The sequence below is a fragment of the Dietzia natronolimnaea genome (assembly GCF_002289575.1).
Classification (GTDB): Bacteria; Actinomycetota; Actinomycetes; order Mycobacteriales; family Mycobacteriaceae; genus Dietzia; species Dietzia natronolimnaea_A.
Map to the genome: position 1 here is coordinate 38,030 of NZ_NTGA01000014.1, position 25,742 is coordinate 63,771.

The following is a 25,742-nucleotide window of genomic DNA, read 5'->3' on the forward strand; positions in this document are numbered from 1 at the left end:
AGTATCGACCGGCGATGAGCAGTGACAGTGAGCGACTCCCAGGGCACGGCGACACGGCCGGCGGCGGCCCCGGCGGCGGTCTTTCAAACGGCCCCGCGGGCAACCGCGACGTCTGGCTGATCGTGCCGTGCTTCAACGAGGGCACCGTCATCGAGGACGTGCTCAGCAGTGCGCGAGAGACGTTCCCGAACATCGTGGCGGTCGACGACGGGTCGTCCGACGAATCCGCCGCCGCGATCCACCGGGCGGGTGCGCACCTGGTCCGCCACCCGGTCAACCTCGGGCAGGGGGCCGCCATCCAGACCGGTGTCGAGTACGCCCGCACCCAACCCGGCGCCCGGTACTTCGTCACCTTCGACGCCGACGGCCAGCACCAGGTCAAGGACGTGCTCGCGATGGTGGAGAGGGTCCGCGCCGAACCGGTCGACATCGTGGTGGGAACCCGCTTCGGCCGCCCACGTCGGGAGGGCGATCAGGTCCCGCTGATCAAGCGGATCGTCCTGAGGACCGTCGTCATGCTGAGCCCACGTACCCGCCGGCTGGGCCTGACCGACGCCCACAACGGGCTCCGGGTGTTCAACACGCGGGTCGCGGACGACCTCAACCTGCGGATGAACGGCATGAGCCACGCCAGCGAGTTCGTGGAGCTGATGGACAGCCGTGGGTGGCGCGTGGCCGAGCAGCCCGTCGACATCCTCTACACCGAGTACTCCATGTCGAAGGGGCAGTCGCTGCTCAACGGGATCAACATCCTCTCCGACGGGTTCGTGGGAAAGAGGTTGCCGCGATGATCAAGGCACTGCTGTTGCTCGCCGGCGCCGCGTTGGTGGCGTTCTTCGTCGCCAACCGGCGCAAGGCACGGGCGAAGGCCGGCGTCAAGATCGGCTTCGTGCTGTTCGTGGTGTTCATGGTCTATGCGGTCCTGCGCCCGGACGACCTCACCGTGGTGGCCAATGCGTTGGGCGTCCAGCGGGGCACGGACCTGGTGCTGTACGCCCTGGTCATGGGCTTCGCCTTTGTCACCGTCTCCACCTACGTGCGATTCCGCGAACAGGAACTGCGCTACGCCCGGTTGGCCCGGTCGATCGCGCTGCAGAACGCGGTGCGGCCGGAAGACGAGCCCGACGCGACCGCGGTGATGCCCGTCGCGGACGACGACGACCGCCTGCGACGGTGAGCACCCGGCCGGCTGGCGGCGCTGGTACCGAAGGCGCGGAGTTCTCTGAGGCGGAGGTCCGCGCCGAGGCGGGCCGGCTCGCGTCGCGGCTCGAGGCGGCGAGAGAGCGGCTCGACGACGACGAGGTGCGCGACCTCCTGGCGCCCGCCCTCACCCGGGTCACCCGACTGCACGACATCGCACGGTCGCTGGCGGAGGGCGCGGCCTCCGACGCGGAGGCCGCGCAGGCCGCCCGGGACCTGACCGACGCCCACCCGACGCGGCGACCCCGGTGACCGGAGCCCTGCGAGAGGACCCGCCACCCGAGCAGGTGCGCTCACTCCTCGAGGCGGCGGCCCGGATGGTGGCGGCCAGGGACGCGCTCACGATCGCGCGGGACGCCCTGGCCTCCTCCCCCACGCGCTCTCCCGCGCTGACGGCCCTGGCCGGGGCGATCGACGCCGAGGCCCGCGGGGTCGACGAGCTCCTTGCGGGTCTCTACCGGCTGGTCGAGCTCGCCGAGGACATCTGGGCCGACCTCGACGGCCCGCACCCGGTGCCGGCCTCAGGCCGCGATCGGCTGCGCGCGTCGCTGGACCGGGCGGTCGACAACGCGCTGACCGATCTGGCGCGGTTGGCCGGTGCGGGCGAGGTCGCCGGACCCGGTCGGACGGGCGCCGAGCCCCTCGACACCCGGGCCACCGTCGAGGCCTGGACAGAGGCCACGCCCGACGAGGTGTACTCGAGCGTCGAACACCTGAGCCCCGCCGACCGACGCCTGCTCGCGCTGGCCGAGCCCGAGGCCGTCGGCGGGACCTACGGCGTCCCGTGGGCGGTGCGCGCGCGGGCGAACTCCGTCCTGGTGCGCCGCGCGCTGCACCGCGAACAGCTGGCCGGGACACCGTGGAGTCCGCGAATCGGGCGACTGGAAACCATGACGCGACGGGGTCCGGGTCGTCGTCGTCGCTCCTTCGTGGGGTTCTCCCCGCTGCGGGGTGGACGGATGATCGAGGTGGTGGGGGACGTCGGTCCGCGCACCGAGGCGGTCGCGGTCTACGTCCCCGGCACGGGCACCAACCTCGACATGTCCCACGTCAACACCGACGTCGCGGTGGACCTGGTGGAGGCCGGTGGTGGTCGGCTGGTCGTGGTGGCGTTCCTCGACGGCGAGTTCCCGCAGGACATCATGGCCGATGCCGGCGACCCGCGCTACGCCGAGGCGATGGCGCCCCGCCTGGTCCGGTTCTGCCGGGAGGTGGACCGGGTGATCGAGATCGAGTGCCCGGGCGCCGCGTTGACCGTGGTGGGCCACTCCTACGGCGGGCGGATCGTCGGGACGGCGGAGCGGCTGGGCATGCGTGCCGACCGCGTGATCTACGCCGAGTCCCCGGACCTCGGGGTGGGGGTCTCGGGGCCGGCAGACTGGCGGTCTCCCGGCCCCGTCCGCAGGTTCTCGTTCACCGCTCCCGGGGACCCGGTCGAACTGCTGCAGGTCAGATGGGGGCTGAGGCGGGCCTGGTCCACCTCCGACCTCTCCGACGGCGCCACCCGCCTCGACACCGGGTCCTTCGCCGACGGCGCCCCCGTCTACGGCACGCGCGGCCACGGCGGGGTGTTCGACCGCGGGTGCGGTGCGTTCGAGGCGATGCTCGCCGTGATGCTCGGCGGCCGGGCGCCGCTCTGGCGCGACCGCCGGATCCGGGCCCGGCACACGCGCGTCGACCCGGGGGACGACGGCCGGGTCCTGCCCACGGTGTGGCGTCATGCCACGGGGCTGTGGCTCCGCCGGGCCGACGACCCGTACGGCGACGCCGAGGTCCTGTGGGAGGCTCCGGAACGTCTTGTCGCCGTTCCGGTGTCGACACGCGCGGCGGGGCACGGGGTTGTCCCCGGCACCGGGGGTGACTGATACTGGGGTCCATGGCTCCGCTGGACTCCCGCTTCCCACGCCCCTCGGCCACCGCTCTGGGGGTGGGCGCCCTCGGCGTGGTCTCCGCCGGCCTGATCTCCACCGGGCTCTGGTACGACTCGCACCGCAACGCCCAGGCGGTCGAGCGGGCACGCGAGCAGGTGTCCACCGCCCAGACCGCGGACGCCTCTCCGGAGCCCGTCGCGGTGACCACCTCCGAGCCGGCCGAGGAGGGCGATCCCGCCGACTCCACCGAGACTCCCGCAGGGAGCCCCGACGCCCCTGTCGGCGGTGATCCCTCGACAGACGCCGGGGCCGCGCAGACCGAGCCCTCGGCGGTGGCGACCGCGCGGGCATCGGTGCCCACGCCCGCGGCGGCCGTGGCGTCCGCGGGGGGCGCTGCCCCGCAGCGTTCTGCTCAGGCGTCCCCGCCGGCCCCGGTAACCGATCGGGCGACCCCGTCCACCGGCGGCGGCGCCACCGAGACCGCCACCGGAGGCGCCACCTCGGAACCCACGGAACAGCAGATCACCCAGCCGGTCGACCCCGCCCCCGCGCCGGGTGGTGTCCTGCCCGGCCTGATGGACCTGGTCCGCCCGTTCCTGCCGCAGCCGAACGCGGTGCAGCAGGCGCCCGCGGTACAGCAGGCGCCCGAGGCCCAGGTGGGCACCGGAGCGGCCGACGAGGGGCCGGGGCTCACGCCCTGAAGTAGTCCACGGTCCGCTCGACGCCGTCGGCGATCGACACCCGCGGGACCCAGCCGAGGACGTCGGCGGCCCGGCCGGCGTCCAGCGCGGACCGGGCCACGTCCCCGAGGCGGGCGGGCGCGTACTCGGGGTCGTCCCCCGACCCCGCCGCCGCGGCCACCAGGGTGTGCAGGTCGCGGTCGCTGGTCTCGACCCCGGTGCCCACGTTGAACCGCTGGCCGGCGGCCGCCGGAACCGTCGCCGCGCGCACGAACGCGTCCACCACGTCGTCGACGAACACATAGTCGCGGGTGTTGCCACCGTCCCCGAACACCCGGGTCGGCTGTCCCGCGAGCAGTCGCTGCGCGAAGATCGCCACCACCCCGGCCTCGCCGTGCGGGTCCTGGCGCGGGCCGTACACGTTGGCCGGCGCCACGCCCGCCCACTCGATGCCGTACAGCTTGGCGAACATCTCGAGGTACACCTCGCCGGCGACCTTGCCCGCCGCGTACGGGCTCATCGGATCCACCGCCCGCGACTCGGCCACCGGCAGGTCGGTGACGGGACCGTAGATCGATCCTCCCGAGGAGGTGAAGACGATCCGCCGCACCCCGGCTCGCCGGGCGGCCTCGGCGAGCCGGACCGTTCCCACCACGTTGACCTCGGCGTCGTGCACCGGGTCCTCCACGGACAGGCGGACGTCGATCTGCGCGGCCAGGTGGAACACGACCTCGGGCGCCACCTCCGCCACCAGGTTCACGATCCCGGGATCGGTCAGCGTCATCTGGCGGAAGTCGAATCGCGATCCGGCCTCCCGGGCACCCGCGAGGTTCTCGAGGCGACCCCGCGAGAGGTCGTCCACGACGGTCACCTCGTGCCCCTCGGAGAGCAAGCGGTCCACCAGGGTCGACCCGATGAACCCGGCCCCACCCGTCACGAGTGCCTTCATTGACAAACCCCTCCCGAAGCGCGGCGACGCGGCCGCGGCGTCCTGTCGGACGACAGCTCCGAGGATACGACCCGGATCGACTCGGGCCGCTCACTCCCCGCCGTACAGCTCGGTGGCGCGGGTGAGGGGGGTGCGTCTGTCCGGCGGGAACGGCGAGTCGGCCAGGATCCGGTCGATCTCCTCCTGCGTGAAGGCCGCCCGGACGGCGAAGATCCGCACCTGGGAGTCCGAGTAGACCTTGATCAGGCCCGGGGCCTGATCGAGCCGGAGCAGGTGATCGTTGGGCTTCTGGAACCCCCAGTAGTTGGGCGGGCTGACGTAGACGAAGGTCACGCCGAGCTCGTCGAGCGCGGAGTCGACGCGAGGGTCGGTACCGGCCCGGTCCATGCTGAAGAACAGGGCGGTCGTGAGCGGAGCGGTGGAGCCGGGCTGGAGATAATGCCGTGCGGTCGAGGGCAGACCGTGGGTCGCGTACATCCACCCCGACCCCTCGTCGGGGTTGGTGTAGACGAGGCCCGAGTAGGCCTGCGGTTGCTCGGAGAGCCACTCGAAGGCGCGCAGATCGTGACCGTCGACCATCCGACCCGCGCGCTGGTTCGCGCCCGCCGCCGAGGCGTACTCGGGCGAGGCCTGCACGACCCACGACCCGGTGGCCACCAACGCGGCCAGCGCCACGGCGACCCGCAGGCCCGCCGCACCGGTCCCGCGCGGGTCGGTGATCGGGTCGATCAGGCGGGCCGCCCACCCCGCCAGCGCCTGGACGGTCACGCCCACGCCCACGCCGACGGCGGCCGCCACGAGGACCGCCAGGAGCACCCCGATCCGGCGCGGGTCGTTGTAGTAGATGCTCCCGATCCCGCGCAGGGCGCCACCGGTCCAGTTGCCGAACATGCTCATGGAGTTGACGCACACCACCAGCACCCCGCCCCAGAGCAGGATCGGCCACAGTACGAGGCGCCGGAGCATGACGATCACGCCCAGCGCCGCGAGTGAGAGCAGCACCCAGCGCACTCCCCAGTCCTGCACGTGCCGGACCTGCAGTGCCACGGCGCGCCCCCAGACGGCGGCCCGGTCGGCGTTGATCTCGAACTGGAAGGCCGAGATCTCGTCCGCGTCCTCGGAGACGGTGAGCACCTGGGGCAGCAGGGTGAGGACCCCGGCCAGCCCGACCCCGGCCAGGACGAGGAAGTCCCGCACCCGTCCCCTGACCGGGCGCCACAGGCCCTCGAACAACCACCAGAACAGCACGATCACCGCGGCGGTGACCATGGCCGACGGGTGGATGCCCCCGACGCCGACCAGCCCGAGCGCCGCGGCGGGGACGAGGCGGCGGTCGGACAACGAGGCCACCACGACCGCGGCCACGAGTCCCGCCAGTCCGTTGGCCACCCCGGACGGCGTCGCGGCCACCATCACCTCGACGAACGGCAGCCCCGGGAACAGCGGGGTCGCCATCGCGGCGACGGCCGCGGAGGTGGCGGCAGCCGGGCGGGAGAACGAGCGGTGAGTGATGAGCCAGGCGAGCGCGGCCACGCCCAGCGGGAACACCAGCGCCATGGAGCCGATCTGGACGAGGTTGTAGGTCTCGACCGCCCCGATGCCGCGCAGCCCCATCACCAGGGCGGCGATCGCGTGCCAGGTGCTCGGGTAGTAGAGAGTGGCCCCGTTCTCCGGATACCGCAGCAGGCCCGCCTGGTCGGGGGACGCCAGGCCCGTGTCGTGGATGAAGCGGAGGTAGTTGGCGTGCCAGTGGGCGTCCCAGCCCTGGAAGATGTTCGCGGTGCCGCCCGGGGTGGCGGCGAGTTCCGTGATGATCATCTGGCCGATCAGCCATGCGCTCACCAGGATCGACGCGGCCGGCAGCAGCCACCACCACGCGCGTCGGGGGCTCGGGGTCGCGACCGGGCTGCGGGGGCGCCGGGTGTCGTCGGCCGGCTCGCCGGGCCGGCCGCCCGCCCGGGCACGGCGTCGACGCCGGAGCCACAGCGATCCGGAGATGAGCAGCCCCACCAGCCCCACGATCGCCGCGGTGACGGCCGTGGCGACCGCGTACCCGGCGAGGGACCACGGCACCCCGGACCGGCCGTAGACATAGGTGGCGATCGTGACGATCCCCGCGGACACGGGTATCGACGTGCCCACGGCCATCCGGAGAGAAAGTCGAGCGGCCAGTCCCACGATCAACCCGGGAACCACGAGGAGTGACGTCAGGGTCAGCATGACCATCGCGATGTCGATGACCTGCCTCCGTCCCTGTCGTCCTCATCCGGTCCGACCCATTATGGGCCACCCACCCCGCCGCCCTCAGCGCGGCACGAGGACTCCGACCGGTCCGCTGCCGATGCACAGCTCCGAGACGCCCCCGCGCGGGGAGACGGTCAGCCCCGTCCCCCCTCCCTCGACGCGGACGAAGACCGTTCCCAGGCCCGCCGACACCGGGGCCGTCACCTCGGATCCCTCGTCGAGCCGGACGCCCACCTCACCGTCCGAGTCGGCGAAGAGGTTGAGCTGGACGATCCAGTCCCGGTCGATCAGGGGCCCGTCGACGGGGATCCGAGCCCCGTCGCTGCCCACCCTGTACCCACACCCGGGCTCGGGCCCCTGCGGGATCGTCCGCAGGGCCGCGACCTCGGCCGGATGCAGGGCGCCCAGGGTGTCGATGAGGACCGGGTCGGTCGTCCACGCGGCGACCGGGGGGATCCCGGGGACACCCGCGAGGACCGACGACAGCCGGTGGGCCGGTGAGGTGACGGGGAGGAGCACCTCGAGCGGCAGGTCCTGGTCGAACAGGGGGGCGCTGCGCTCCCGGAGGGCCTCGAGCAGCGGGAGGGCGTAGTCGCGGGACGGTTGGTCGGCCCAGGTCTGCCGGTAGGTGTGGGTCGAGACCGCCGAGGAGACGAGCAGCGCGACGAGGGCCACCGCTCCGGCGGGCGTGACCAGGCGGACGGTCGCCGCGCTCCCCCGCCGGGGCGCCGACAACGCCAGCGCGGCGGCCGCCGCCAGAACCAGCGGCATCTCGGCGTGGTACCGCAGGGTCTGGACGATCTCCGCTGCCGTGTCCGGCCCCGCCCGCCCCACGGCCACCAGGACCACCGACAGGAGCGGGTAGAGCGCGACCGCGAGCCAGACGGGCCCGGTGCGGCTGCGGGTGGCCAGAGACCACGCCAACACGCCGGCACACGCCAGGGCGCCGAGGAGGACGGCGGCCAGCGGAGGGTCCGCCATGGGCGGCCCGGGATGCCACCGGTCCCACCGCCACGGCCCGCCCCCCAGGGTCGGGATGACCGCCAGGCGGTAGGTGTGGTCCACCAGGGCCGGGAACCCCGGTCGCGTGCCCTCGACCTCGCCGAACGTGCCCCGGCCACCGAGACGGCCGACGACGACGACGAAGACCGCCGCCCACACCACGAGCACGGCTCCCTGTGCGGCCCAGGCCGTCCGCGTCCGCCGCCAGATCACACGGGGCGACGCCGACCCGCTCCGGCCGACCCACCACCAGCCCACCAGGACGGCCGCCGACACCACGGGGATGAGGACGGCCTTCTCCACGAACAGCAGGCCCACCGCGGTGGCCAGGACCGCGCCCACCGCGTGCCTGCGGTGCCCCGTCTCGGCCAGCCGGATCGTCGACGCCACGGCCCACGCCATCGCGGCCGAGAGCGGCAGTGCGTTGAGTGCTGCCGCCCACCAGGTGGCGGCCGGGAGCCCGAGGGGGATCGCGAGGGTCGCGACGAGCGGGACCAGCAGCACCGGCCGCCCCCGCAGGAGCACCCACAGCATCCGGGCGAGCGCCGCGCCGGCGAGGAGCTGGAGCACCGCGATCTGCACCAGCGGGAGACGGAAGTCGAGCGGGGCCACGTGTGCCGCGACCCAGGCCAGCGCCATCCCCCCGGGCATCAGGTGGCCGTCGTGGTCGGCGAAGAGCAGGCCGGGGTCGGGGAGACGGTGCGCGGCGGCCTTGCCGTGCAGGATCAGGTCGTCCCAGTAGAACCAGCCCGCGGCCGCCACCCAGGTCCGGAGCGCGGTGAAGGCCACGACGACGACCGCGCACGCCGCGACCAGGCCCCGCGCCGGGGCGTGGGCGGTCGGCTGGGTGTCGGTCTCGGGCGGCATCGGCGTCAGCGTAACCGGGAGGGCGGGCGCGGTGCCGGACGGTGCGGGGCGGTGTCGGACGGTGCGGGGCGGTGTCGGACGGTGTCGCTACAGTGCGTGCATGGCATCACGGACCTCAAGGGCCACCCGAACCACTCGCGTCACGGTGGTATCGGTGATGGCCGTCCTCGTTCTGGCGGGGCTGGGTCGGTGCGCGGATCTCGAGCAGGTCACGGGCGGCGGGGTCGGAATGCCCGTCTCGTCGTCGTCACTGGCCCCACCGCCCCCTCCGCCGGTGTCGGACCCGGCGGCCCCGCCCGGCCCCGAACCGGGGGCGCCCGAGCCCATCCCGTTCGAGCCCGCGCCACCCGAGGCCGCCCCGTCGGGGGATCCGCTTGTCGCGTCCGCCCGGATGGCCCTGCCCCAGCTGGAGATCAAGGGGCGCGCCCCCAAGACCGGGTACGACCGTGCCCTGTTCGGCCAGGCGTGGTCGGACGACGTCTCCGTGGAGTTCGGCCGCAACGGGTGCGATACGCGCAACGACATCCTGCGGCGCGATCTGCAGGACATCACGGTGCGACCGGGGACCCGGGACTGCGTAGTGCTCACCGGGGTCCTGTACGGGCCCTACACCGGGGAGCGGATCGAGTTCGTGCGGGGGCAGGACACCTCGTCGGCGGTGCAGATCGATCACGTGGTGGCCCTGTCGGACGCGTGGCAGAAGGGCGCCCAGCAACTCACCCTCGAGCAGCGCCGGGACTTCGCCAACGATCCGCTCAATCTGCTGGCGGTGGCGGGTCACGCCAACCAGAGCAAGGGCGACGGTGACGCGGCCACCTGGCTGCCCCCGCGTCGCGAGTTCCGTTGCCCCATGATCGCGCGGCAGATCCTGGTCAAGGAGCGTTACGGGCTGTGGGTGACCCACGCCGAACACGAGGCCATGGAGCGGGTCCTGGCCGGCTGCCCCTGACCCGGCCGCCGGGCCTGGTCACCCTGGTCAGAAGTCGAAGAACCCGCCGCCGTCGCCGCCGAACAGGCCGCCGTCGAAGAACCCGCCACCGCCGCCGTCTCCACCGCCGTCGCCGCCGAACAGTCCTCCGTCGAAGAACCCTCCCCCGTCACCGCCTGCGTCGCCGCCCTCGCCGCCCATGAGCCCGCCGTCGAAGAAGCCGTCGCCGCCGTCGCCGCCACCCATGTCACTGACGTCAGCGCCGCCCTCGCCGATCCCGGACTCGAAGTCCTGGCCGGAGTAGCCGACACCCGCCATACCGGCGAACATCATGTTGAACATCATCATCGAGCCCATCATCCACACGCCCGTCGCCAGGGCGGAGGCCCACCACGGCTCGGAGTACCAGCCGGCCGGCACCGGCCGTCCGGCGACCACACCGCCGGGGTAGTAGTGCGGGGTCTTGTCGCTCGGCTCGGTCGCGGCGGTCATCGTGCGACCCTCGACCTCGACGGTGCGGTCCTCGGTCACCCGGCCGGCGCGTTCCTGACCGTCGGTCGTGGGCAGCTCGGGGCCGGGGTCCAGGCCCATCGCCGACCGGGCGGCGCGCACGTAGTAGAGCCCCTCGATCGCGGTGTCCTTGGCCAGCCGCGCCTGGACCGGCGTGCGGGCGTTCTCGAGTTCGGTCACGGCCGCGGTGTAGCGCTCGGAGGCATCGGCCATGGCCTGCTTCGAGGCCTCGTCGGTGCCGTCGAGGTTGAACACCTGGCCACCGAGGCGCTCGACCCATCGCGAGGCCTCGGCCCGATGGTCCTCGAGATGGCGGTTGTCGTGCGCCTGGAGCTGCGTCTGACCGTTGTTCTGGCTGCGGGAGACCACCGCGACGGCCACCGCGATCACTGCGGCGATGAGGAGGAATTCCACGGGTCGACCTTTCTCGGTACTACTGACCGAGCGTACCGAGATTGTGTCCCTCCGGTCAGTGGCCGCCGGGGTCGGGGGTCCGGGCGGCCGGGGTCCGTCCCACTCCCTATTCGCCGAGGGTGACCCGGTCGAGCCACGCCGCGGCGGCGCCCTCGACGGTGGTGCCCTCGGTGACCATCGGCCAGGCGCCGTCCATCCCGCCGGCGAGCGCGGCGTCGGTGAGCACGGCGTCCCAGAAGGCCGCCGAACCGAACTCACCGCGCCACTGCACCGCGGGCAGGGTCAGGCGATGCAGGGTGTGCTCGTGCGTGGTGCCGATCGCCCCGTGCACCTGATGGGCGTTGCGCACCGCGACCGCGACGGCCTGCGAGGCCACACTGCGGGCCACCGCCACCCGGAACCCCGACAGCGGCCCGGTCAGGCCCGTGACCATGGCATCGGCCACGGCCTGGTCGACCGCGGCGCGGGCCAGGACGGTCTCCGCGGCGATGTCGACGACGAGGTTCTGCACGGACTGGAACTTCGCCAACGCCCTACCGAACTGATTCCGCTCGGTCGAGTGGGCGATCGCCGACTCGAGCATCCCCTCCGCCGCCCCCACACACTGCACGGCCCGGGCGAGCGCGCCGCGCAGCACCGCCGTCTCCACCGCGGCAGCGTGGACCGCGGTCCAGCGCGCGTCGTCGGGCGGGACGACGTCCCCCGTCGGCACCGCGGAGATGCCGTCGCGCGGCGTGATCTGAGCGCTGACGGTCTCGACGTCGGCGACCTCGAACCCCGGCCCGTCGCCGTCGGCGGCCGGTGACCTGCGGACGAACAGGATGGTGTCGGTCGCCCCCGCCCATGCCACCCGGCGAGCGCGGCCGTCGGGACCGAGAACGGCGAGGGTCGCCGTACCGGCGCAGGAGTCATCGAGGCCCGCGGCGCGGCGCACGGGTCCGACGACGAGATCGGTCTCCGCGTACGGGGCCGCGACCCCGGCGGCAGCGGACAACCGCAGCAAGGCGGAGGCCTCGGCCCAGCCCGCACCGCTGCCCCCGCCGTCCTCGGGCGCGGTCAGTCGGCCGACCCCCACCTCGGACAGGGACCGCCACACGGCAGACGGATCGGGCTCCACGGTGGGGCCCGAGAACTGGGCCAGCACGCCGGCCATCATCGACTCGAGATCCTCGTCGATCTGAAGGCCCGCGCTCTCGGCGGTCTCCGCGGCCTCACCGGTCCCGCCGGCCGCCCCGTCCACTCCGTTCTCAGCGTTCATCGCATCCCCAGTCCCCGCGCAATCACGCCGCGCAGAATCTCGTTGGTGCCACCCCGCAGAGTGAAGCCGGGCCGCTGGTGCAGCCCGGCACGGAGCAGATCGGCGAGCTCGGACGCGGCCGCCGCCCCACCGTCGCCGTCACCGTCACCGTCACTGGCACTGGCACGGGGGGTGAATTCGTCCCCGAACCGGGCGGAGACCGCCTCGACGATGTCCCCCTCGGTGGTGGTGCCGAGCAACTTGACCAGGGCCGCCGCGGTGTCCGCCGGCTCCCCGCGCTGGAGGGCTCCGGCGATGTTCTGGCTCAGGGCGTGCAGGCCCGCCATCCGCGCGACCGAACGACCCAGGTCCGTCCGGGCGGGCAGGCGCCCCTCGGCGATGGCCCCGATCTCCGCGGCCAGCAGGCGGAAGGAGGACAGGAACCGCTCGGGACCACTGCGCTCGAACGCCAACTCGGAATTGACCTGCTCCCACCCGTTGCCCAGGGCGCCGAAGACGCGGGAATCGGGGACGAACACCTCGTCCAGCACCACCTCGTTGAAGTGATGGTCACCCGACAGGGATACGATCGGGCGGATCGTCACACCCTCGCTGCGCAGGTCGACGATGAACTGACTCAGCCCCGCATGACGGTGTGAGGTGTCCAGGGGCTCGGTGCGCGCCAGCGCGATGAATGCCTCGGCGTGCTGCGCACCGGACGTCCACACCTTGGTCCCGGTGATCGACCAGCCGCCGTCGACACGGACACCCTTCGTCCGCACACTGGCCAGGTCCGACCCGGAGTCCGGCTCACTCATCCCGATCGCGAAGCAACACTCGCCCGCCGCGATCCGGGGAAGGAACTCACGCTTCTGCTCCTCCGTCCCGTATCGCAGCAACGACGGCGCGATCTGCCGATCCGCGACCCACTGCGCGGCGACCGGTGCCCCCACGGCCAGGAGTTCCTCGGTGACGACAAAACGCTCCAGATGCGAGCGCCCCCGTCCGCCGTACTCGGTCGGGACCGTCATCCCCACCCAGCCACGCTCGGCGAGCCGACGAGTGAAGTCCTCATCCCACCTCGTCAGCCACGTATCGATCCACGGCGTGAGCCGACCGGCGGCGATCTCCCCCGACAGGAACGACCGCACCTCTGCCCGCAGAGCGTCCATCTCCGCCGACGCCAGGGTGGTCGGGGGAACCAGTGCAGAGCTCATCGGTGCTCCTTTTGGAGGGCGTGTGGTGATGGTAGGTCAGCGGCTCAGCGACCCTCGTACTCCCCCGCGCGCTTCTCCCCGAATGCGGTGAGGGCCTCGCGGTGGTCGGCGGTGTGGTGTGCGAGCGCCTGCATCGCCGCCGAGAGCTCAAGGAGGGACTCGAGCGACTGGTGCTGCGACTCGCGCAGCAGACGCTTGGCCATCCGGACCGCGTGCGGCGGGTTCTTGGCCACCCGGCCGGCCAGTGCTCGGGCTGCCGGGAGCAGCTCCTCGGGCTCCACGACCTCGTTGACCAGGCCCCACGCGGCGGCCTGCTCGGCCTTCACCCGGTCGCCGGTGAGCGCCATCTCCGCCGCTCGCGCGGGGCCAATCGCCTTGGTCAGCAGCCATGCGCCGCCGTCGCCCGGGATGATCCCGAGCTGCACGAAGCTCTCCGCGAACCACGACTTCGTCGAGGCCACCCGCAGATCGCACATCACCGCCAGGTCGCACCCCGCCCCGACGGCGGGTCCGTTCACCGCCGCGATCACCGGCACCTCGCAGTGGTACAGCGCGCGCGGAATCCGCTGGATGCCGGTGCGGTACCCGTCGCGGAGTTCGTAGGGGCTGCCGCCGAACATCCCGGTCCTGTCGACCATGTTCTTGACGTTGCCGCCGGCGGAGAACGCCGACCCCGCGCCGGTGAGCACGACGGCCCGGACGTCGTGATCAGCGTTGACCACCGCCACCCGGGCGCACAGTGCGTCGACGATCGCCGGGTCGGAGATGGCGTTGCGGGTCTCCGGCAGGTTGAGCGTCCACGTCTCGATGTGGTCGGCTCGCTCGACCACCAGTGGCTGAGAGGTCATGGGAATCCTTCTCATCGAGGGGCTGATACGTGAGAACCCCCGGCCAGAGGGGACGGGGGTCAGAGGGTTCTGATGGAGCCGCGTGTCGGAATCGAACCGACGACCTTTTCATTACGAGTGAAATGCTCTACCGACTGAGCTAACGCGGCGAGCCCTTGTGGGGCGAGGCAACTATATATGACCGGCCCTCGCGGTCGGAAAACGCCTGGCACCCTGTCGTGGACGCCCCTCCCGGGGCCACGCGCCTGCCCTGCCGCCTCAGCCCAACGCCTCCCGGATGGCCCCCACCATCGCCGAGACCGCGAACTTCGGCTTGACGTTGACCTCGATGGCGGCCCGGCACTCCTGGATGGCCTCTATGGCCCCCAGCACGGACGCCGGCGGATAGTGCCCCCCGAGGCGCGCCGACTCCTCGGCCTTGTCCGGGTGCACCGGCGCGATGTCGGCGACGCCGAGTCCGGCCATGAGCGCGTCCCGGTAGAAGCCCGCGAGGTCGACCAAAGCGAGGTCCAGCGAGTCGCGGGTGGAGCGGGTCCGCCGCGACTTCTGCGCCTTCTCCAACTCCTTGACGGCCCCCGCGGCGCCCCGACCCGCCGCGACGGCGCCCTTTCCGGTCCCGCCCACACCCATCGCGGTGCGCAGTTCCTCCACCTCACGCTCATCGTTCGGGGTGTTGCGGGCCAGCGCCTCCTGTTCGGCCGCGCTGACCAACCGGTCCGCCAGCGGGAAGGCCCGGCCGGGGTTGTGCATCACCATGGGCAGCTCCAACACCACGTCCCGGCGTTCACGCGTGGCCTCGTCGGTGGCCAACCACCTCGCGCGGCCGATGTGGCCGGAGGAGACGGCCGCCGCCCACCTCGCCCGTTCCGGATCGATCCCCCCGCCGGCGAGGAGCGCGGCTTCGACGGCGGCCGCGTCGGGTTGGCGCAGGGCCACGTTCCTCGAGCGGGACCGCAGCGTGACCATGATGTCCATCGGGTCGGTCGTGGGCGAGCACAGCAGGAAGACCGTGCGGCTCGGCGGCTCCTCCACCACCTTGAGCAGGGCGTTACCGGACTGCTCGGTGAGTCGGTCCGCCTCCTCCACCACGACGATCTGCCAGCGCCCGGTGCTGGGCCGGCTGGCGGCGCGGTGGATGGTCTCCTTGACGTCCTTGAGGAGGATGTTGACCCCCTGCGGAGCCAGGAGGTGGACATCGGCGTGGGTCCCCGCCAGGACGGTGTGACAGGACCGGCACTCCCCACAGCCCACGATCTCCGGGTGCTCGCACTGCAGCGCGGCGGCGAAACACATGGCGGCGACGCTCCGGCCGCTGCCCGGCGGGCCGGTGAACAGCCACGCGTGGACCATTCGCGCGTCCGCCTCATGCCACCCCTGGCCGGGGACCCGCGCACGCGCGGCCGACGCCGCGGCGGTCAGCTCCGCCACCACGTCGGCTTGTCCGGCCAACCGATCGAACACCCCTGGCATGGCCCCACCATATCGCCGCTGTCCGTCACACCTGCGGTCCCGGGACGGGGGCTGGGACTACCCTTGGGCCAATGGAGCGATGGGTCAGGCTGTTCCGGTGGCTGTGGGCCACTCCCTGGCCCGTCTATGCCCTCACCATGGTGCAGGCCAACATCATCGGCGCGGTGTTCGTCTTCGCGTTCCTGCGTTTCGTCCTGCCGATGGACCGCTTTCTCGACCTGGAGCAGTTCCGGTTCCTCAACCAGTACCTATTCATCGGCTATCTGGTGCTCGCGTTCGTGGGCGGGGTGATCGCCTCGACATTGCTCCTGCTCCCGGTCCTGCGGGTCGACCGCTCCGGTGAGGAGTTCGGCGGGGCGATCCGCAACCGGGCCCTGAAACTCCCGTTCCACCAGGCGCTCATCTCCGGCACCATGTGGCTGGTCGGCACGATCGTCTTCGTCGTCGCCAACGTGGGCCACTCCCCCCGGCTCGCCCTGGTCGTGGGCGTGACGAGCATCCTCGGAGGGACCACGACCTGCCTCATCTCCTACCTCCAGGCCGAGCGGATCATGCGGCCGATCACCGTCCGCGCCCTCGCTCGGGGCGTGCCCGCCAACAGGCACGTGCCGGGGGTGCGCCGTCGGATCTTCCTGGGCTGGGCTCTCACCACCGTCATCCCCGTCGCCGGGATCCTGCTGATCCTCACCGGGCAGTGGGTCGGGCTGTTCGGCGACGAGCCGGAACACATCCTCGTCGCCCTCGCGGTGATGGCCAGCGTCGCCGTGATCGCGGGCGCGATCGGCATGGGCCTGGTCTCGGACTCCATCGCGGATCCCGTCCGCGAGATGCAGGCGGGCGTCGGGCGGGTCAAGAAGGGAGATCTGGAGGCCCGCGTCACGATCTACGACAGTTCCGAGATCGGCCGACTGGGTCAGGGCTTCAACGAGATGGTGACCGGTCTCCAGGAGCGCGAGGCGATCCAGGACCTCTTCGGTCGCTATGTCGGCGAGGAGGTCGCACGCCACGCACTCGAACGCGGGACGGAGCTCGGGGGCCAGGAGAAGCAGGTCGCGGTGCTCTTCGTCGACCTCACCGGCTCGACGGAGTTCGCCGCCGCACACGAGCCGGCCGAGGTCGTCGCCGTGCTCAACGAGTTCTTCCGCATCGCGGTGGAGGCCGTCGACTCCAACGGCGGCTACATCAACAAGTTCCAGGGTGACGCACTTCTCGCCGTCTTCGGCGCGCCCCTGGAGGTGGAGAACGAGGCGGGGCGGGCACTGCGGGCCGCTCGCGCGCTACAGAGCCAACTCGCGGGTCTCTCCCCGCTGTCGGCGGGAATCGGGGTCTCCTACGGCACGGTGATCGCCGGCCACATCGGTCACGCCAAGCGATTCGAATACACCGTGATCGGCGACCCGGTCAACGAGGCCGCGCGGTTGACCACCCTGGCCAAATCTGAGCAGGGGCACGTCCTGGCGTCGGCGGCGGCGATCCGCAACGCGGATGCGCCCGAAGCCGCGAGGTGGGTGTTGGGTCGCAGCGTCGAGCTGCGGGGCCGCGGAATCATGACGCAGCTGGCCAGACCCCTGCGGCCGACCCTCGCGGACCGGTGGCAGTCGGGCAAGGTCGCGCTGCGCCCCACCGTCGAGGGAGTCGAGGCCGCCGGCGCCTGAGCCGCCCCGCGGTTGGCGGACTTCGGTTCGCGGTTGGCGGACATCGGTTCGCGGTTGGCGGACATCGGTTCGCGGTTGGCGGACATCGGTTCGCGACCAGAGGGCCCTGAGCGCCGATTCTGTCCGCCAAGTTGGTGGCGAGGTCCGCCAACCGCGGAGGTGTGACGCCGTGGGGCGCCCCGCACGGTCGGGTCAGCGCCCGGCGGCGGCCTTCTTGGCCGGCGACTTCCGGGCCGGGGCCTTTTTCGCCGCGGTCTTCTTGGGCGGCGGCGACTTGGCCCGCCTCTCGGACAGCAGTTCCGAGGCGCGCGCGTCGGTGAGCGTCTCGACGGTGTCGCCCTTACGCAGCGACGCGTTCGACTCGCCGTCGGTGACGTACGGCCCGAAGCGCCCGTCCTTGACCAGCATCTGCTTGCCCGAGACCTCGTCGACCCCCATCTCGCGCAGCGCCTTGGGCGCGGCGGCCTGCCGACCCCGACGCTTGGGCTCCGAGTAGATCTTCAGAGCCTCCTCGAGCGTGATGGTGAACACGGCGTCCTCGGTGTCCAGGGTCCGCGAGTCGGAGCCCTTCTTCAGGTAGGGACCGTACCGACCGAGCTGCGCGGTGATCTCCTCGCCGCTCGTGGGGTCGACGCCCAGGACCCGCGGCAGGGACAGCAGCTTGAGCGCCTCCTCCAGCGTGACCGTGGCCGGCTCCATGGACTGCATCAGCGATCCGGTCCGCGGCTTGGGGCCCGTGGGGTTGTCGGACTCCTTCTTGGCTTTGCGGGTCACGGCGGACTTGGCCTTCGTCGCCGCCTTCTTGGCCTCGGCCTTGGCCTCGTCGCTCTCCGCGGCGGCGACCGCGGCGTCGCGCTCGGCGTCGATCCGCTTCTTCTCCGCCTCGGCGTCGGCGAGCACCTTCTTCGCCCACCGTGCCTTCTCCTCGTCGGTGGGCTCGGGCAGCTTCTCGGTGACGTAGGGCCCGAAGCGACCGTCCTTGACCACGATCTCGTGACCGGTCTCCGGATCCACACCGAGGGGACGCCCGTCCTGCGGGGTGGCGAAGAGCTTCTCCGCGACCTCGAGGGTGAGTTCGTCCGGGCTCATCCCCTCCGGCAGGTTGGCCCGCTGCGACTCCCGCTCACCGCTCTCCCCGTCGACCATGCGCTCCAGGTACGGGCCGTACCGCCCGACACGGACGTGGACCGGTCGGCCCTCGGCGTCGTCGAAGACCCGGATGGAGTTGATACTGCGGGCGTCGATGGCCTCGAGGTTGACGTCGATGAGGTTCTTGAGCCCGACCGCGTGGCCCGCGTCCCCGGACCCACCGTCCCCGAAGTAGAAGCGGCGCAGCCAGTCGTCCCGGTTCTCGCGCCCCTCGGCGATCTCGTCGAGCTCGTCCTCCATGAGCGAGGTGAAGTCGTAGTCCACCAGTCGACCGAAGTTCTGCTCGAGCAGTCCGACCACCGCGAAGGCCACCCAGCTGGGCACGAGCGCGTTGCCCCGGGAGTACACGTACCCGCGGTCCTGGATGGTGCGGATGATGCTGGCGTAGGTCGAGGGGCGGCCGATGCCCATCTCCTCCATGACCTTGACCAGGCTGGCCTCGGTATAGCGGGCCGGCGGGCTGGTGGTGTGGCCGTCGGCGGACAGATCCGACCCCGTGAGGTCCTGCCCCTCGCTCAGGCGCGGCAGCCGCCGCTCGGCGTCGTCCGCCATCGGCTTGTCCGAGGACTCACTGGACTCCTCGGCCGCTTCCACGTAGGCCTTGAGGAAGCCGGGGAACGTGATGGTGCGGCCCGAGGCCGCGAAGGTCGCCCGCTCGTACCCGGACGGGTTCTGTCCCGCGGCGCCCGTGATGCGGATACTCACCGAGGTGCCCTTGGCGTCCGCCATCTGGGAGGCGACCGTGCGCTGCCAGATGAGCTCGTACAGGCGGTACTCCTCGGCGTCCAGGACGCTGTGCAGCTGCCCGGGGGTGGCGAAGGACTCCCCTGCCGGGCGGATGGCCTCGTGTGCCTCCTGCGAGTTCTTGACCTTGCGGGTGTACTGCCGCGGTGTGGGCGAGACGTACTCGCTGCCGTACAGCTCCGTGGCCTGGGCGCGGGCGGCCGCGATGCCGCCCTCCGACAGGGTCGTGGAGTCGGTACGCATGTAGGTGATGTAGCCGTTCTCGTACAACCGCTGCGCGATGCGCATGGTGCGCTCGGAGGTGTAGCGCAGTTTGCGGCCGGCCTCCTGCTGCAGCGTCGAGGTCATGAACGGTGCGTAAGGGCGGCGGGTGTACGGCTTGGACTCCACGGAGTCGACGACGAAGTCCGCACCGTCCAGCGCGTCCGACAACGCGCGGGCCGCGAACTCGCCGAGCACCACCGCGTCCTTGGCCGCGCCGGAGGTCTTGAGTCGACCGTCCTGGCCGAAGTCGCGCCCCTGCGCCACCCGGGCACCGTCCACCGCGGCGAGGCGGGCGGTGAAGCTGCGCGGCTCACCGGCGTCGCCGCCGGCGGCCTCGCGCGTGGTCAGGGTCGCGGTGATGTCCCAGTAGTCGGCGGCCACGAACGCCATGCGCTCCCGCTCGCGCTCGACGATCACGCGGGTGGCCACGGACTGCACGCGCCCGGCGGAGAGCCGCGGCATGACCTTCTTCCACAGCACGGGGGAGACCTCGTAGCCGTAGAGACGATCGAGGATCCGGCGGGTCTCCTGGGCGTCGACCAGGTCGGTGTCCAGCTCGCGGGTGTTCTCGGCGGCGGCGAGGATCGCCGGCTTGGTGATCTCGTGGAACACCATCCGCTTCACGGGGACCTTGGGCTTGAGCACCTCGAGCAGATGCCAGGCGATCGCCTCGCCCTCGCGGTCCGGGTCGGTGGCCAGCAGGAGCTGGTCCACGCCCGCCAGCTCCTTCTTGAGCTCCGAGACCTTCTTCTTCTTGTCCGCGCTCACCACGTAGATCGGCTCGAAGTTGTGCTCCGGGTCCACGCCGAGCCGGGCCCACGGCTCCTTCTTGTACTTGGCCGGGATGTCGGCGGCCCCCTTGGGCAGGTCTCGGATGTGCCCGACGGACGCCTCGACCACGTAGTCGGACCCCAGGTAGGGCTGGATCTTGCGGGCCTTGGTGGCGGACTCGACGATCACCAGGCTCCGCTTCCCGCCCGATGCTGTCTGCTTGCTCGCCACTGAACCGCTCCCAACCTGCGCTGATCCGTCGGCGACGTGTGCCACCGACCTCCGGTCCCGGATACGGTACGCGTGCCGGGGCCTGTCTATGAGAATTCATACCAGGCCAGGGGCGCTTCGGAAGAGTCGCGTTCGACGCCGGCCCGCCCCCGAGCGGCGCACGGGCACCCGCCCCGATCGACTCCTCCCCCATGCGGAGGTGCCCCGGAGCGCGACGCGGAGGGGGGCGCGGGGAGCGGCGCGCCGGCCCGGGGAGGCGCACAGCCGCATCCTTATATATCTGTCACGCGTCGCACCGCGTCGGCTCGTCGTCGTCCCCGGTCACGGACACCCGGGACGAGCTGCATGACGGCGATCGGAACGTCGCCGGATTGGCACCGATAGACAGACCGGTCTATGGTGAACGCAAGCGGGAACCACACCGAACTGGAACGTGTTACTGTTTTTCAATTCCGTCGGGGCGGCGAGTCGTGCCCGAACCGGCGTACCGTCGGTGGCCGTACGGGAGTCATGAGCAGCCCCGATCATCTCAAAGACAACGGAGGTCAGCACCGGTGGGCAATGCGTCCAAGACCAAGCTGGACAAGGTGGTCATCCGCATCGCGGGCGACTCCGGTGACGGCATGCAGCTCGCCGGTGACCAGTTCACCTCGGAGGCGGCGGCCTTCGGCAACGACCTGGCGACCCAGCCCAACTACCCGGCCGAGATCCGCGCCCCCCAGGGCACGATCCACGGGGTGTCGAGCTTCCAGATCCAGATCGCGGACTACGACATCCTCACCGCCGGGGACCGCCCCGACGTGTTGGTGGCGATGAACCCGGCCGCGCTCAAGGCGAACATCGACGACCTGCCCTCCGGTGGCATCCTCATCGTCAACTCCGATGAGTTCACGAAGCGCAACCTCACCAAGGTCGGCTACGAGTCCAACCCGCTCGGCTCCCCCGCCTTCGAGGCGTTCCAGGTGCACGAGGTGGCCATGGGCACGCTGACCATCGGTGCGGTCGAGTCCGTGGACGTCGGAAAGAAGGACGCCGAGCGTTGTAAGAACATGTTCGCGCTCGGCCTCCTCACGTGGATGTACGGCCGCACGGTCGACTCGATCGAGACCTTCCTCGGGGACAAGTTCAAGAAGAAGCCGACGATCCTGCAGGCCAACCTGCTGGCGTTGCGGGCGGGCTGGAACTACGGCGAGACCACCGAGGCGTTCGCCTCCGAGTACGAAATCCAGCCGGCCCAGCTCCCGAAGGGCCGCTACCGCCAGATCACCGGTAACACGGCGATGGCCTACGGCCTGGTCACCGCGGGCAAGTCGGCGGACATGCCGGTCTTCCTGGGCACCTACCCCATCACGCCGGCCTCGGACATCCTGCACGAGCTGAGCAAGCTCAAGCAGTTCGACGTGACCACCTTCCAGGCGGAGGACGAGATCGCCGGAATCGGTGCCGCCCTCGGTGCGTCCTACGGCGGGGCGCTGGGGGTCACCTCGACCTCCGGCCCCGGTCTGGCGCTCAAGTCCGAGGCCATCGGCCTGGCTGTGATGACCGAGCTGCCGCTGGTGATCATCGACGTCCAGCGCGGCGGACCCTCGACCGGGCTGCCCACCAAGACCGAGCAGTCGGACCTGCTGCAGGCGCTGTTCGGCCGCAACGGCGAGTCTCCCGTCGCGGTGATCGCCCCGCAGTCGCCCTCGGACTGCTTCGAGATCGCCCGCGAGGCGGCGCGGATCGCGGTCACCTACCGCACCCCCGTCATCGTGCTGTCGGACGGCGCGATCGCCAACGGCTCCGAGCCGTGGCTGCTGCCCGAGGTGGCCGCCCTGCCGGCCATCGAGAAGAACCTCGCCACCGCGCCCGCGACCGGCGCCGACGGTGACACCGAGGCCGCCGGCGACTACCTGCCGTACGCCCGCGACCCGGAGACGCTCGCGCGCGACTGGGCGATCCCGGGCGAGGCGGGTCTCGAGCACCGCATCGGCGGTCTGGAGAAGGCCAACGGCACCGGCAACATCTCCTACACGGCGGAGAACCACGACCTCATGACCCGCACCCGGGCCCTGCGGATCGCGCTCATCGACGTGCCCGACCTCGAGGTCGACGACCCGTCCGGCGAGGCCGAGGTCCTGGTGGTCGGCTGGGGATCGTCCTACGGCCCCATCGGTGAGGCGGTCCGTCGCGCCCGCGCCAACGGCCACCGCGTGGCCCGTGCGCACGTCCGGCACCTCAACCCGCTGCCGGACAACATCGGCGAGGTGCTGGCCAGGTACCACCGGGTGCTCGTCCCGGAGATGAACCTGGGGCAGCTCGCGATGCTGCTCAAGGCCCGCTTCCCGGCGCAGATCCAGCCCATCACCAAGGTGCACGGCATGGCGTTCTCGGCCGAGGAACTTCAAACCGCCATCGAGGCGGAGTTCGCCGGTCGGCTCACCCACACCGAGCACGACAAGTACCGGCTGGCGCTCGACGGGGTCATCACCACGACCGGCGAGCCCGCCGCGCGTCACCGGCGGATCGGCCACACCGCCACCGGCACCACCACCGCCAACCGAACCCGCTGACCCGCGAGCGAGGAGAGGATTTCCATGACCACCACCGAAACCGGACTCGTCGGCAGCCCGCTGCCCCTGGACGCGTTGGCCTCCGTACCCAAGAGCGACGCCCCGCAGAAGCCCAAGGACTACACCTCGGACCAGGAGGTGAGGTGGTGCCCCGGGTGTGGTGACTACGTCATCCTGGCCACCATCCGCGCCCTGCTGCCCAAGCTCGGACTCAAGCGGGAGAACATCACGTTCATCTCCGGGATCGGCTGCTCCAGCCGCTTCCCGTACTACCTCGAGACCTACGGCATGCACTCGATCCACGGGCGCGCCCCGGCGATCGCCACCGGCCTGGCCACCGCCCGCCCCGACCAGTCGGTGTGGGTGGTCACCGGTGACGGTGACGCCATGTCGATCGGCGGCAACCACCTGATCCACACCCTGCGCCGCAACGTCAACCTCAACATCCTGATGTTCAACAACCGGATCTACGGGCTGACCAAGGGCCAGTACTCGCCCACCTCGGAGGCGGGCAAGGTCACCAAGTCCAGCCCCATGGGTTCGTTGGACCACCCGTTCAACCCGCTGTCCCTGGTGCTCGGCGCCCAGGCGAGCTTCGTGGCCCGCGCCCTGGACTCGGACCGCAAGGGCCTGACCGAGGTCCTCGACGCCGCCGCCCGTCACCGCGGCACCAGTTTCGTGGAGATCCTGCAGGACTGCCCGATCTTCAACGACGGCTCGTTCGACCTGTTGCGCAAGGAGGACGCCGGCAACCACCTCATCGGAGTCCGCCACGGCGAGAAGATCATCTTCGGCGACGAGGGCCAGCACTGCGTGGTCCGCTCCGGGTTCTCGCTCAAGGTCGCGGCGACCGCCGAGGTCGACGAGGCCGACATCATCGTCCACGACGCCCATGCCGAGGACCCCTCCTACGCGCACGCGCTGGCGAACCTGTCCAGCCAGGATCTCGAGTACACCGTCACCGGGATCATCCGGCAGGTCCAGCGCGAGACCTACGACGACCAGGCCCGTGCCCAGGTCGCCGCCGCCAAGGAGACCGCACCGTCGGACCTCCAGGCCCTGCTCGACGGCAGCAACACCTGGACCGTGGGCTAACACGTGGGCTGACGGGCCCCTGCGGCGAACCGACTGTCCCCGGGGGGCGGTCACCGCATGGATCTGCGATCCACTCAGATCCTCGTGGTGGCCGTCCCCGCGATTCTTCCCCGGGCGTCCCAGGTGCGCTCGACCACGTCGGCCGTTCCGTGCTCGTCGATCCGCACCGCCGTCGTCGACCGGGTCCCGTACCACCGGCCGATCCGGACGAACCGCGACGACAGACGCCACTCGTGCCAGAGCGGGACCCCCGTGCGCGGCAGGTGCCGGAGCGGCGCCTTGCTCCGGTCGGCGAGCAGGTCCAGTAGCGGGCCCGACCAGTCCTGACCCGTGAGTGCCTCGGTCCCCATCAGTGCCGTGACGTCGCGCACCGCACCGACGACCTTGGGCCACGGGGTGTCCAGCGCCGCGTTGGACAGCCCGTGGACCCCGGTACCCAACTGGATCGGCCCCCGACCTGAGCGGTTGGAGGCCCACCACATCTCGTCGAGGTCGCCGGCCAGGAGGTTGACCGGCCCGTATCGGCCCAGATCGTCGACGATGTGCCGGGCGAACCCGGTCACGGGGACCGGTCCGGTGAGCGCGTCGACCGGAAGCTCACCCCGGGATGCGGTCGCCGGGCGCTCGCGGCCACCCTCCCGGACGTTGGTGACCGCCGCCAGCCGCGCCCCGGTGGCCAGCGAGAGCCACGTCCCGCCGGCCGTGACGTCGCGGCCCGCGAGGATGCCGCCGACCCCTTCCCTGTCGGGGGTCCACTCGTGCAGGGGTTCGGTGGGGCGGTCGTGGACCTCGTCCCGATTGGCCACCAGCACCAGCGGGTACCGGGGGTGGACCCGGTGGGCGATGACGAGCATGCACATGGCATCGAACACTTCACCACCGGATTTCCGGATGCAACACCGGGGCCCCGCTTCCGACTCGAGGGTCAGCGGGGCCAGGCCCCCGGCGGCACCCCGGGGGGCGCGGCGCCGAGGGTCTGGGCCAGCCTGGCGCGGGCGCGGGCCGTCCCGAGCCGCAGCAGGGGCCCGTCGCCCCGGGGGCCGACGTAGGTGGCGCGGATCCCGGCCCTGGCCAGCGCTTCCGCGAGTGCGGCCCGCCGAGGGGCGTGATGCTCCACCCCGGGGTCGAGTCCCATGTCGATCGCGCCGGCAGCGGTGATGCGGCCGGCGGTGAGGAACCAGACCCGCAGCGCTCCCGCCGACGGGGTCCACCCCTCGGGCACCGCGGTCACGGCACCCCGCCGCCAGCGTCGCACCACCGGGACGAGGACCGCGGTCCGCGCGGTCGACACGGTGCACCGGCCGTCCGTGCCCGCCGCCGAGCGGACGGGGTCGAGTCCGGCCTCCGTGAGTAACGCGACGAGGGCGTCCGCGCGCCACGCTGCGTCGAGCGCCACGGAGACCTGCGCGAGGGCCCCCGCGAGGGTGGATTGGCCACGGGCGGCGAGCGCGCCCTCGAGGTCGGTCGGCTCGGGGACGTGCTCGTCGGCGGCGAAGAACGACAGCTGCGTCACGGGCCCGAGCCTACGGCCGGCCCCCGACACGCGGCGAGGCCCCCGACGCGCGTGCGGCGGGGGCCTCGTCGATCAGGGACGGTGGCGCCTCAGATGGCGCGGACCTCCTGGGCCTGCGGGCCCTTCTGGCCCTCGCCGAGTTCGAACTCGACGCGCTGGTTCTCCTCGAGCGTCTTGAAGCCCGTGCCCTCGATGGAGGAGTAGTGGACGAAGAGGTCGGCGGAGCCGTCCTCCGGGGCGATGAACCCGTAGCCCTTCTCCGCGTTGAACCACTTGACGGTGCCCTGTGCCATGGTGATGCGTTCCTTTTCCGTACTGCCTGGTGCGA

21 protein-coding genes and 1 tRNA gene are annotated in these 25,742 nt (G+C 71.8%); 9 read left to right on the forward strand and 13 right to left on the reverse strand.

All coding sequences use genetic code 11. The features are described 5' to 3' along the window. The first annotated feature begins 14 nt into the window (after positions 1 to 14). Genes CEY15_RS07810 through CEY15_RS07830 form a run of 5 tightly spaced genes read left to right on the forward strand, consistent with a single transcriptional unit; the run spans position 15 to position 3,772 of the window. Positions 15 to 791, forward strand: coding sequence for a glycosyltransferase family 2 protein (locus tag CEY15_RS07810; protein WP_245847389.1), 777 nt, complete (start codon positions 15 to 17; stop codon positions 789 to 791). After that, positions 788 to 1,177 (forward strand): DUF2304 domain-containing protein, encoded by a 390-nt coding sequence (locus tag CEY15_RS07815; protein WP_017835913.1) that lies wholly within the window; start codon positions 788 to 790, stop codon positions 1,175 to 1,177. The genes CEY15_RS07810 and CEY15_RS07815 overlap by 4 nt, the downstream gene beginning before the upstream one ends. Further along, entirely contained in the window at positions 1,174 to 1,452 is a 279-nt protein-coding gene (locus CEY15_RS07820; protein ID WP_095717958.1) for a hypothetical protein, read from the forward strand. The genes CEY15_RS07815 and CEY15_RS07820 overlap by 4 nt, the downstream gene beginning before the upstream one ends. Next, on the forward strand, positions 1,449 to 3,065 hold the full coding sequence (locus CEY15_RS07825) for an alpha/beta hydrolase (RefSeq protein ID WP_095717959.1): 1,617 nt from the start codon (positions 1,449 to 1,451) through the stop codon (positions 3,063 to 3,065). Before CEY15_RS07820 ends, CEY15_RS07825 begins: the two co-directional genes overlap by 4 nt. 11 nt (positions 3,066 to 3,076) lie before the next feature. Next, a complete protein-coding gene (locus tag CEY15_RS07830) occupies positions 3,077 to 3,772 on the forward strand; it encodes a hypothetical protein (protein WP_095717960.1) in 696 nt (231 codons plus the stop codon). Here the strand turns inward: CEY15_RS07830 and CEY15_RS07835 are convergent. From CEY15_RS07835 to CEY15_RS07845, 3 genes are all read right to left on the reverse strand, one after another. Beyond that, the gene (locus tag CEY15_RS07835; RefSeq protein ID WP_095717961.1) at positions 3,762 to 4,700 is read right to left on the reverse strand and encodes an NAD-dependent epimerase/dehydratase family protein; all 939 of its coding nucleotides are present in this window, start codon (positions 4,698 to 4,700) and stop codon (positions 3,762 to 3,764) included. The two genes, CEY15_RS07830 and CEY15_RS07835, sit on opposite strands and share 11 nt — an antisense overlap. 90 nt (positions 4,701 to 4,790) lie before the next feature. Further along, on the reverse strand, positions 4,791 to 6,920 hold the full coding sequence (locus tag CEY15_RS07840) for a DUF6541 family protein (protein WP_245847392.1): 2,130 nt from the start codon (positions 6,918 to 6,920) through the stop codon (positions 4,791 to 4,793). An 84-nt stretch (positions 6,921 to 7,004) separates the two neighbouring features. Further along, a complete protein-coding gene (locus CEY15_RS07845; protein ID WP_095717963.1) occupies positions 7,005 to 8,813 on the reverse strand; it encodes a hypothetical protein in 1,809 nt (602 codons plus the stop codon). Positions 8,814 to 8,913: 100 nt separating this feature from the next. Here CEY15_RS07845 and CEY15_RS07850 point away from each other — a divergent pair, with 100 nt between their 5' ends. Further along, positions 8,914 to 9,762 carry an HNH endonuclease family protein gene (locus tag CEY15_RS07850; RefSeq protein ID WP_245847395.1) on the forward strand — a complete coding sequence of 283 codons (849 nt, stop codon included), beginning with the start codon at positions 8,914 to 8,916 and terminating at the stop codon, positions 9,760 to 9,762. A 27-nt stretch (positions 9,763 to 9,789) separates the two neighbouring features. Here the strand turns inward: CEY15_RS07850 and CEY15_RS07855 are convergent, their stop codons facing one another. The 6 genes from CEY15_RS07855 to CEY15_RS07880 form a co-directional block, all read right to left on the reverse strand. Beyond that, positions 9,790 to 10,665 (reverse strand): hypothetical protein, encoded by an 876-nt coding sequence (locus CEY15_RS07855; RefSeq protein ID WP_095717965.1) that lies wholly within the window; start codon positions 10,663 to 10,665, stop codon positions 9,790 to 9,792. A gap of 106 nt (positions 10,666 to 10,771) precedes the next feature. Beyond that, positions 10,772 to 11,923: an acyl-CoA dehydrogenase family protein gene (locus CEY15_RS07860; protein WP_095717966.1), complete on the reverse strand. Its 1,152-nt coding sequence runs from the start codon at positions 11,921 to 11,923 to the stop codon at positions 10,772 to 10,774. Continuing rightward, positions 11,920 to 13,119, reverse strand: a complete 1,200-nt coding sequence (locus CEY15_RS07865; RefSeq protein WP_095717967.1) for an acyl-CoA dehydrogenase family protein — start codon at positions 13,117 to 13,119, stop codon at positions 11,920 to 11,922. Before CEY15_RS07865 ends, CEY15_RS07860 begins: the two co-directional genes overlap by 4 nt. A gap of 44 nt (positions 13,120 to 13,163) precedes the next feature. Further along, complete coding sequence (locus CEY15_RS07870; protein WP_095717968.1) at positions 13,164 to 13,967, reverse strand: crotonase/enoyl-CoA hydratase family protein; 804 nt, start codon at positions 13,965 to 13,967, stop codon at positions 13,164 to 13,166. A 73-nt stretch (positions 13,968 to 14,040) separates the two neighbouring features. After that, a tRNA-Thr gene (locus CEY15_RS07875) sits at positions 14,041 to 14,116 on the reverse strand. 109 nt (positions 14,117 to 14,225) lie between these two features. Beyond that, positions 14,226 to 15,437 (reverse strand): DNA polymerase III subunit delta', encoded by a 1,212-nt coding sequence (locus CEY15_RS07880; RefSeq protein ID WP_095717969.1) that lies wholly within the window; start codon positions 15,435 to 15,437, stop codon positions 14,226 to 14,228. A gap of 71 nt (positions 15,438 to 15,508) precedes the next feature. Here CEY15_RS07880 and CEY15_RS07885 point away from each other — a divergent pair, with 71 nt between their 5' ends. Continuing rightward, the gene (locus CEY15_RS07885; protein WP_095717970.1) at positions 15,509 to 17,092 is read left to right on the forward strand and encodes an adenylate/guanylate cyclase domain-containing protein; all 1,584 of its coding nucleotides are present in this window, start codon (positions 15,509 to 15,511) and stop codon (positions 17,090 to 17,092) included. A gap of 192 nt (positions 17,093 to 17,284) precedes the next feature. Here the strand turns inward: CEY15_RS07885 and topA are convergent, their stop codons facing one another. Then, positions 17,285 to 20,251 (reverse strand): type I DNA topoisomerase, encoded by a 2,967-nt coding sequence (gene topA / locus CEY15_RS07895; protein ID WP_095717972.1) that lies wholly within the window; start codon positions 20,249 to 20,251, stop codon positions 17,285 to 17,287. Between the two features lie 554 nt (positions 20,252 to 20,805). Between topA and CEY15_RS07900 the strand changes: the two genes are divergently transcribed. Together CEY15_RS07900 and CEY15_RS07905 are read left to right on the forward strand one after the other, a co-directional pair. After that, a complete protein-coding gene (locus tag CEY15_RS07900) occupies positions 20,806 to 22,806 on the forward strand; it encodes a 2-oxoacid:acceptor oxidoreductase subunit alpha (protein ID WP_095717973.1) in 2,001 nt (666 codons plus the stop codon). 24 nt (positions 22,807 to 22,830) lie between these two features. Beyond that, entirely contained in the window at positions 22,831 to 23,901 is a 1,071-nt protein-coding gene (locus CEY15_RS07905; protein ID WP_095717974.1) for a 2-oxoacid:ferredoxin oxidoreductase subunit beta, read from the forward strand. A gap of 74 nt (positions 23,902 to 23,975) precedes the next feature. Here CEY15_RS07905 and CEY15_RS07910 read toward each other — a convergent pair whose 3' ends face one another. The 3 genes from CEY15_RS07910 to CEY15_RS07920 all read right to left on the reverse strand — a co-directional run bounded on the left by CEY15_RS07910 (position 23,976) and on the right by CEY15_RS07920 (position 25,707). Continuing rightward, positions 23,976 to 24,773 carry an NRDE family protein gene (locus CEY15_RS07910; protein WP_095717975.1) on the reverse strand — a complete coding sequence of 266 codons (798 nt, stop codon included), beginning with the start codon at positions 24,771 to 24,773 and terminating at the stop codon, positions 23,976 to 23,978. 53 nt (positions 24,774 to 24,826) lie between these two features. Beyond that, the gene (locus CEY15_RS07915) at positions 24,827 to 25,414 is read right to left on the reverse strand and encodes a hypothetical protein (RefSeq protein WP_217987089.1); all 588 of its coding nucleotides are present in this window, start codon (positions 25,412 to 25,414) and stop codon (positions 24,827 to 24,829) included. 89 nt (positions 25,415 to 25,503) lie between these two features. Further along, positions 25,504 to 25,707 carry a cold-shock protein gene (locus tag CEY15_RS07920; RefSeq protein ID WP_017835895.1) on the reverse strand — a complete coding sequence of 68 codons (204 nt, stop codon included), beginning with the start codon at positions 25,705 to 25,707 and terminating at the stop codon, positions 25,504 to 25,506. Positions 25,708 to 25,742: the final 35 nt, after the last annotated feature.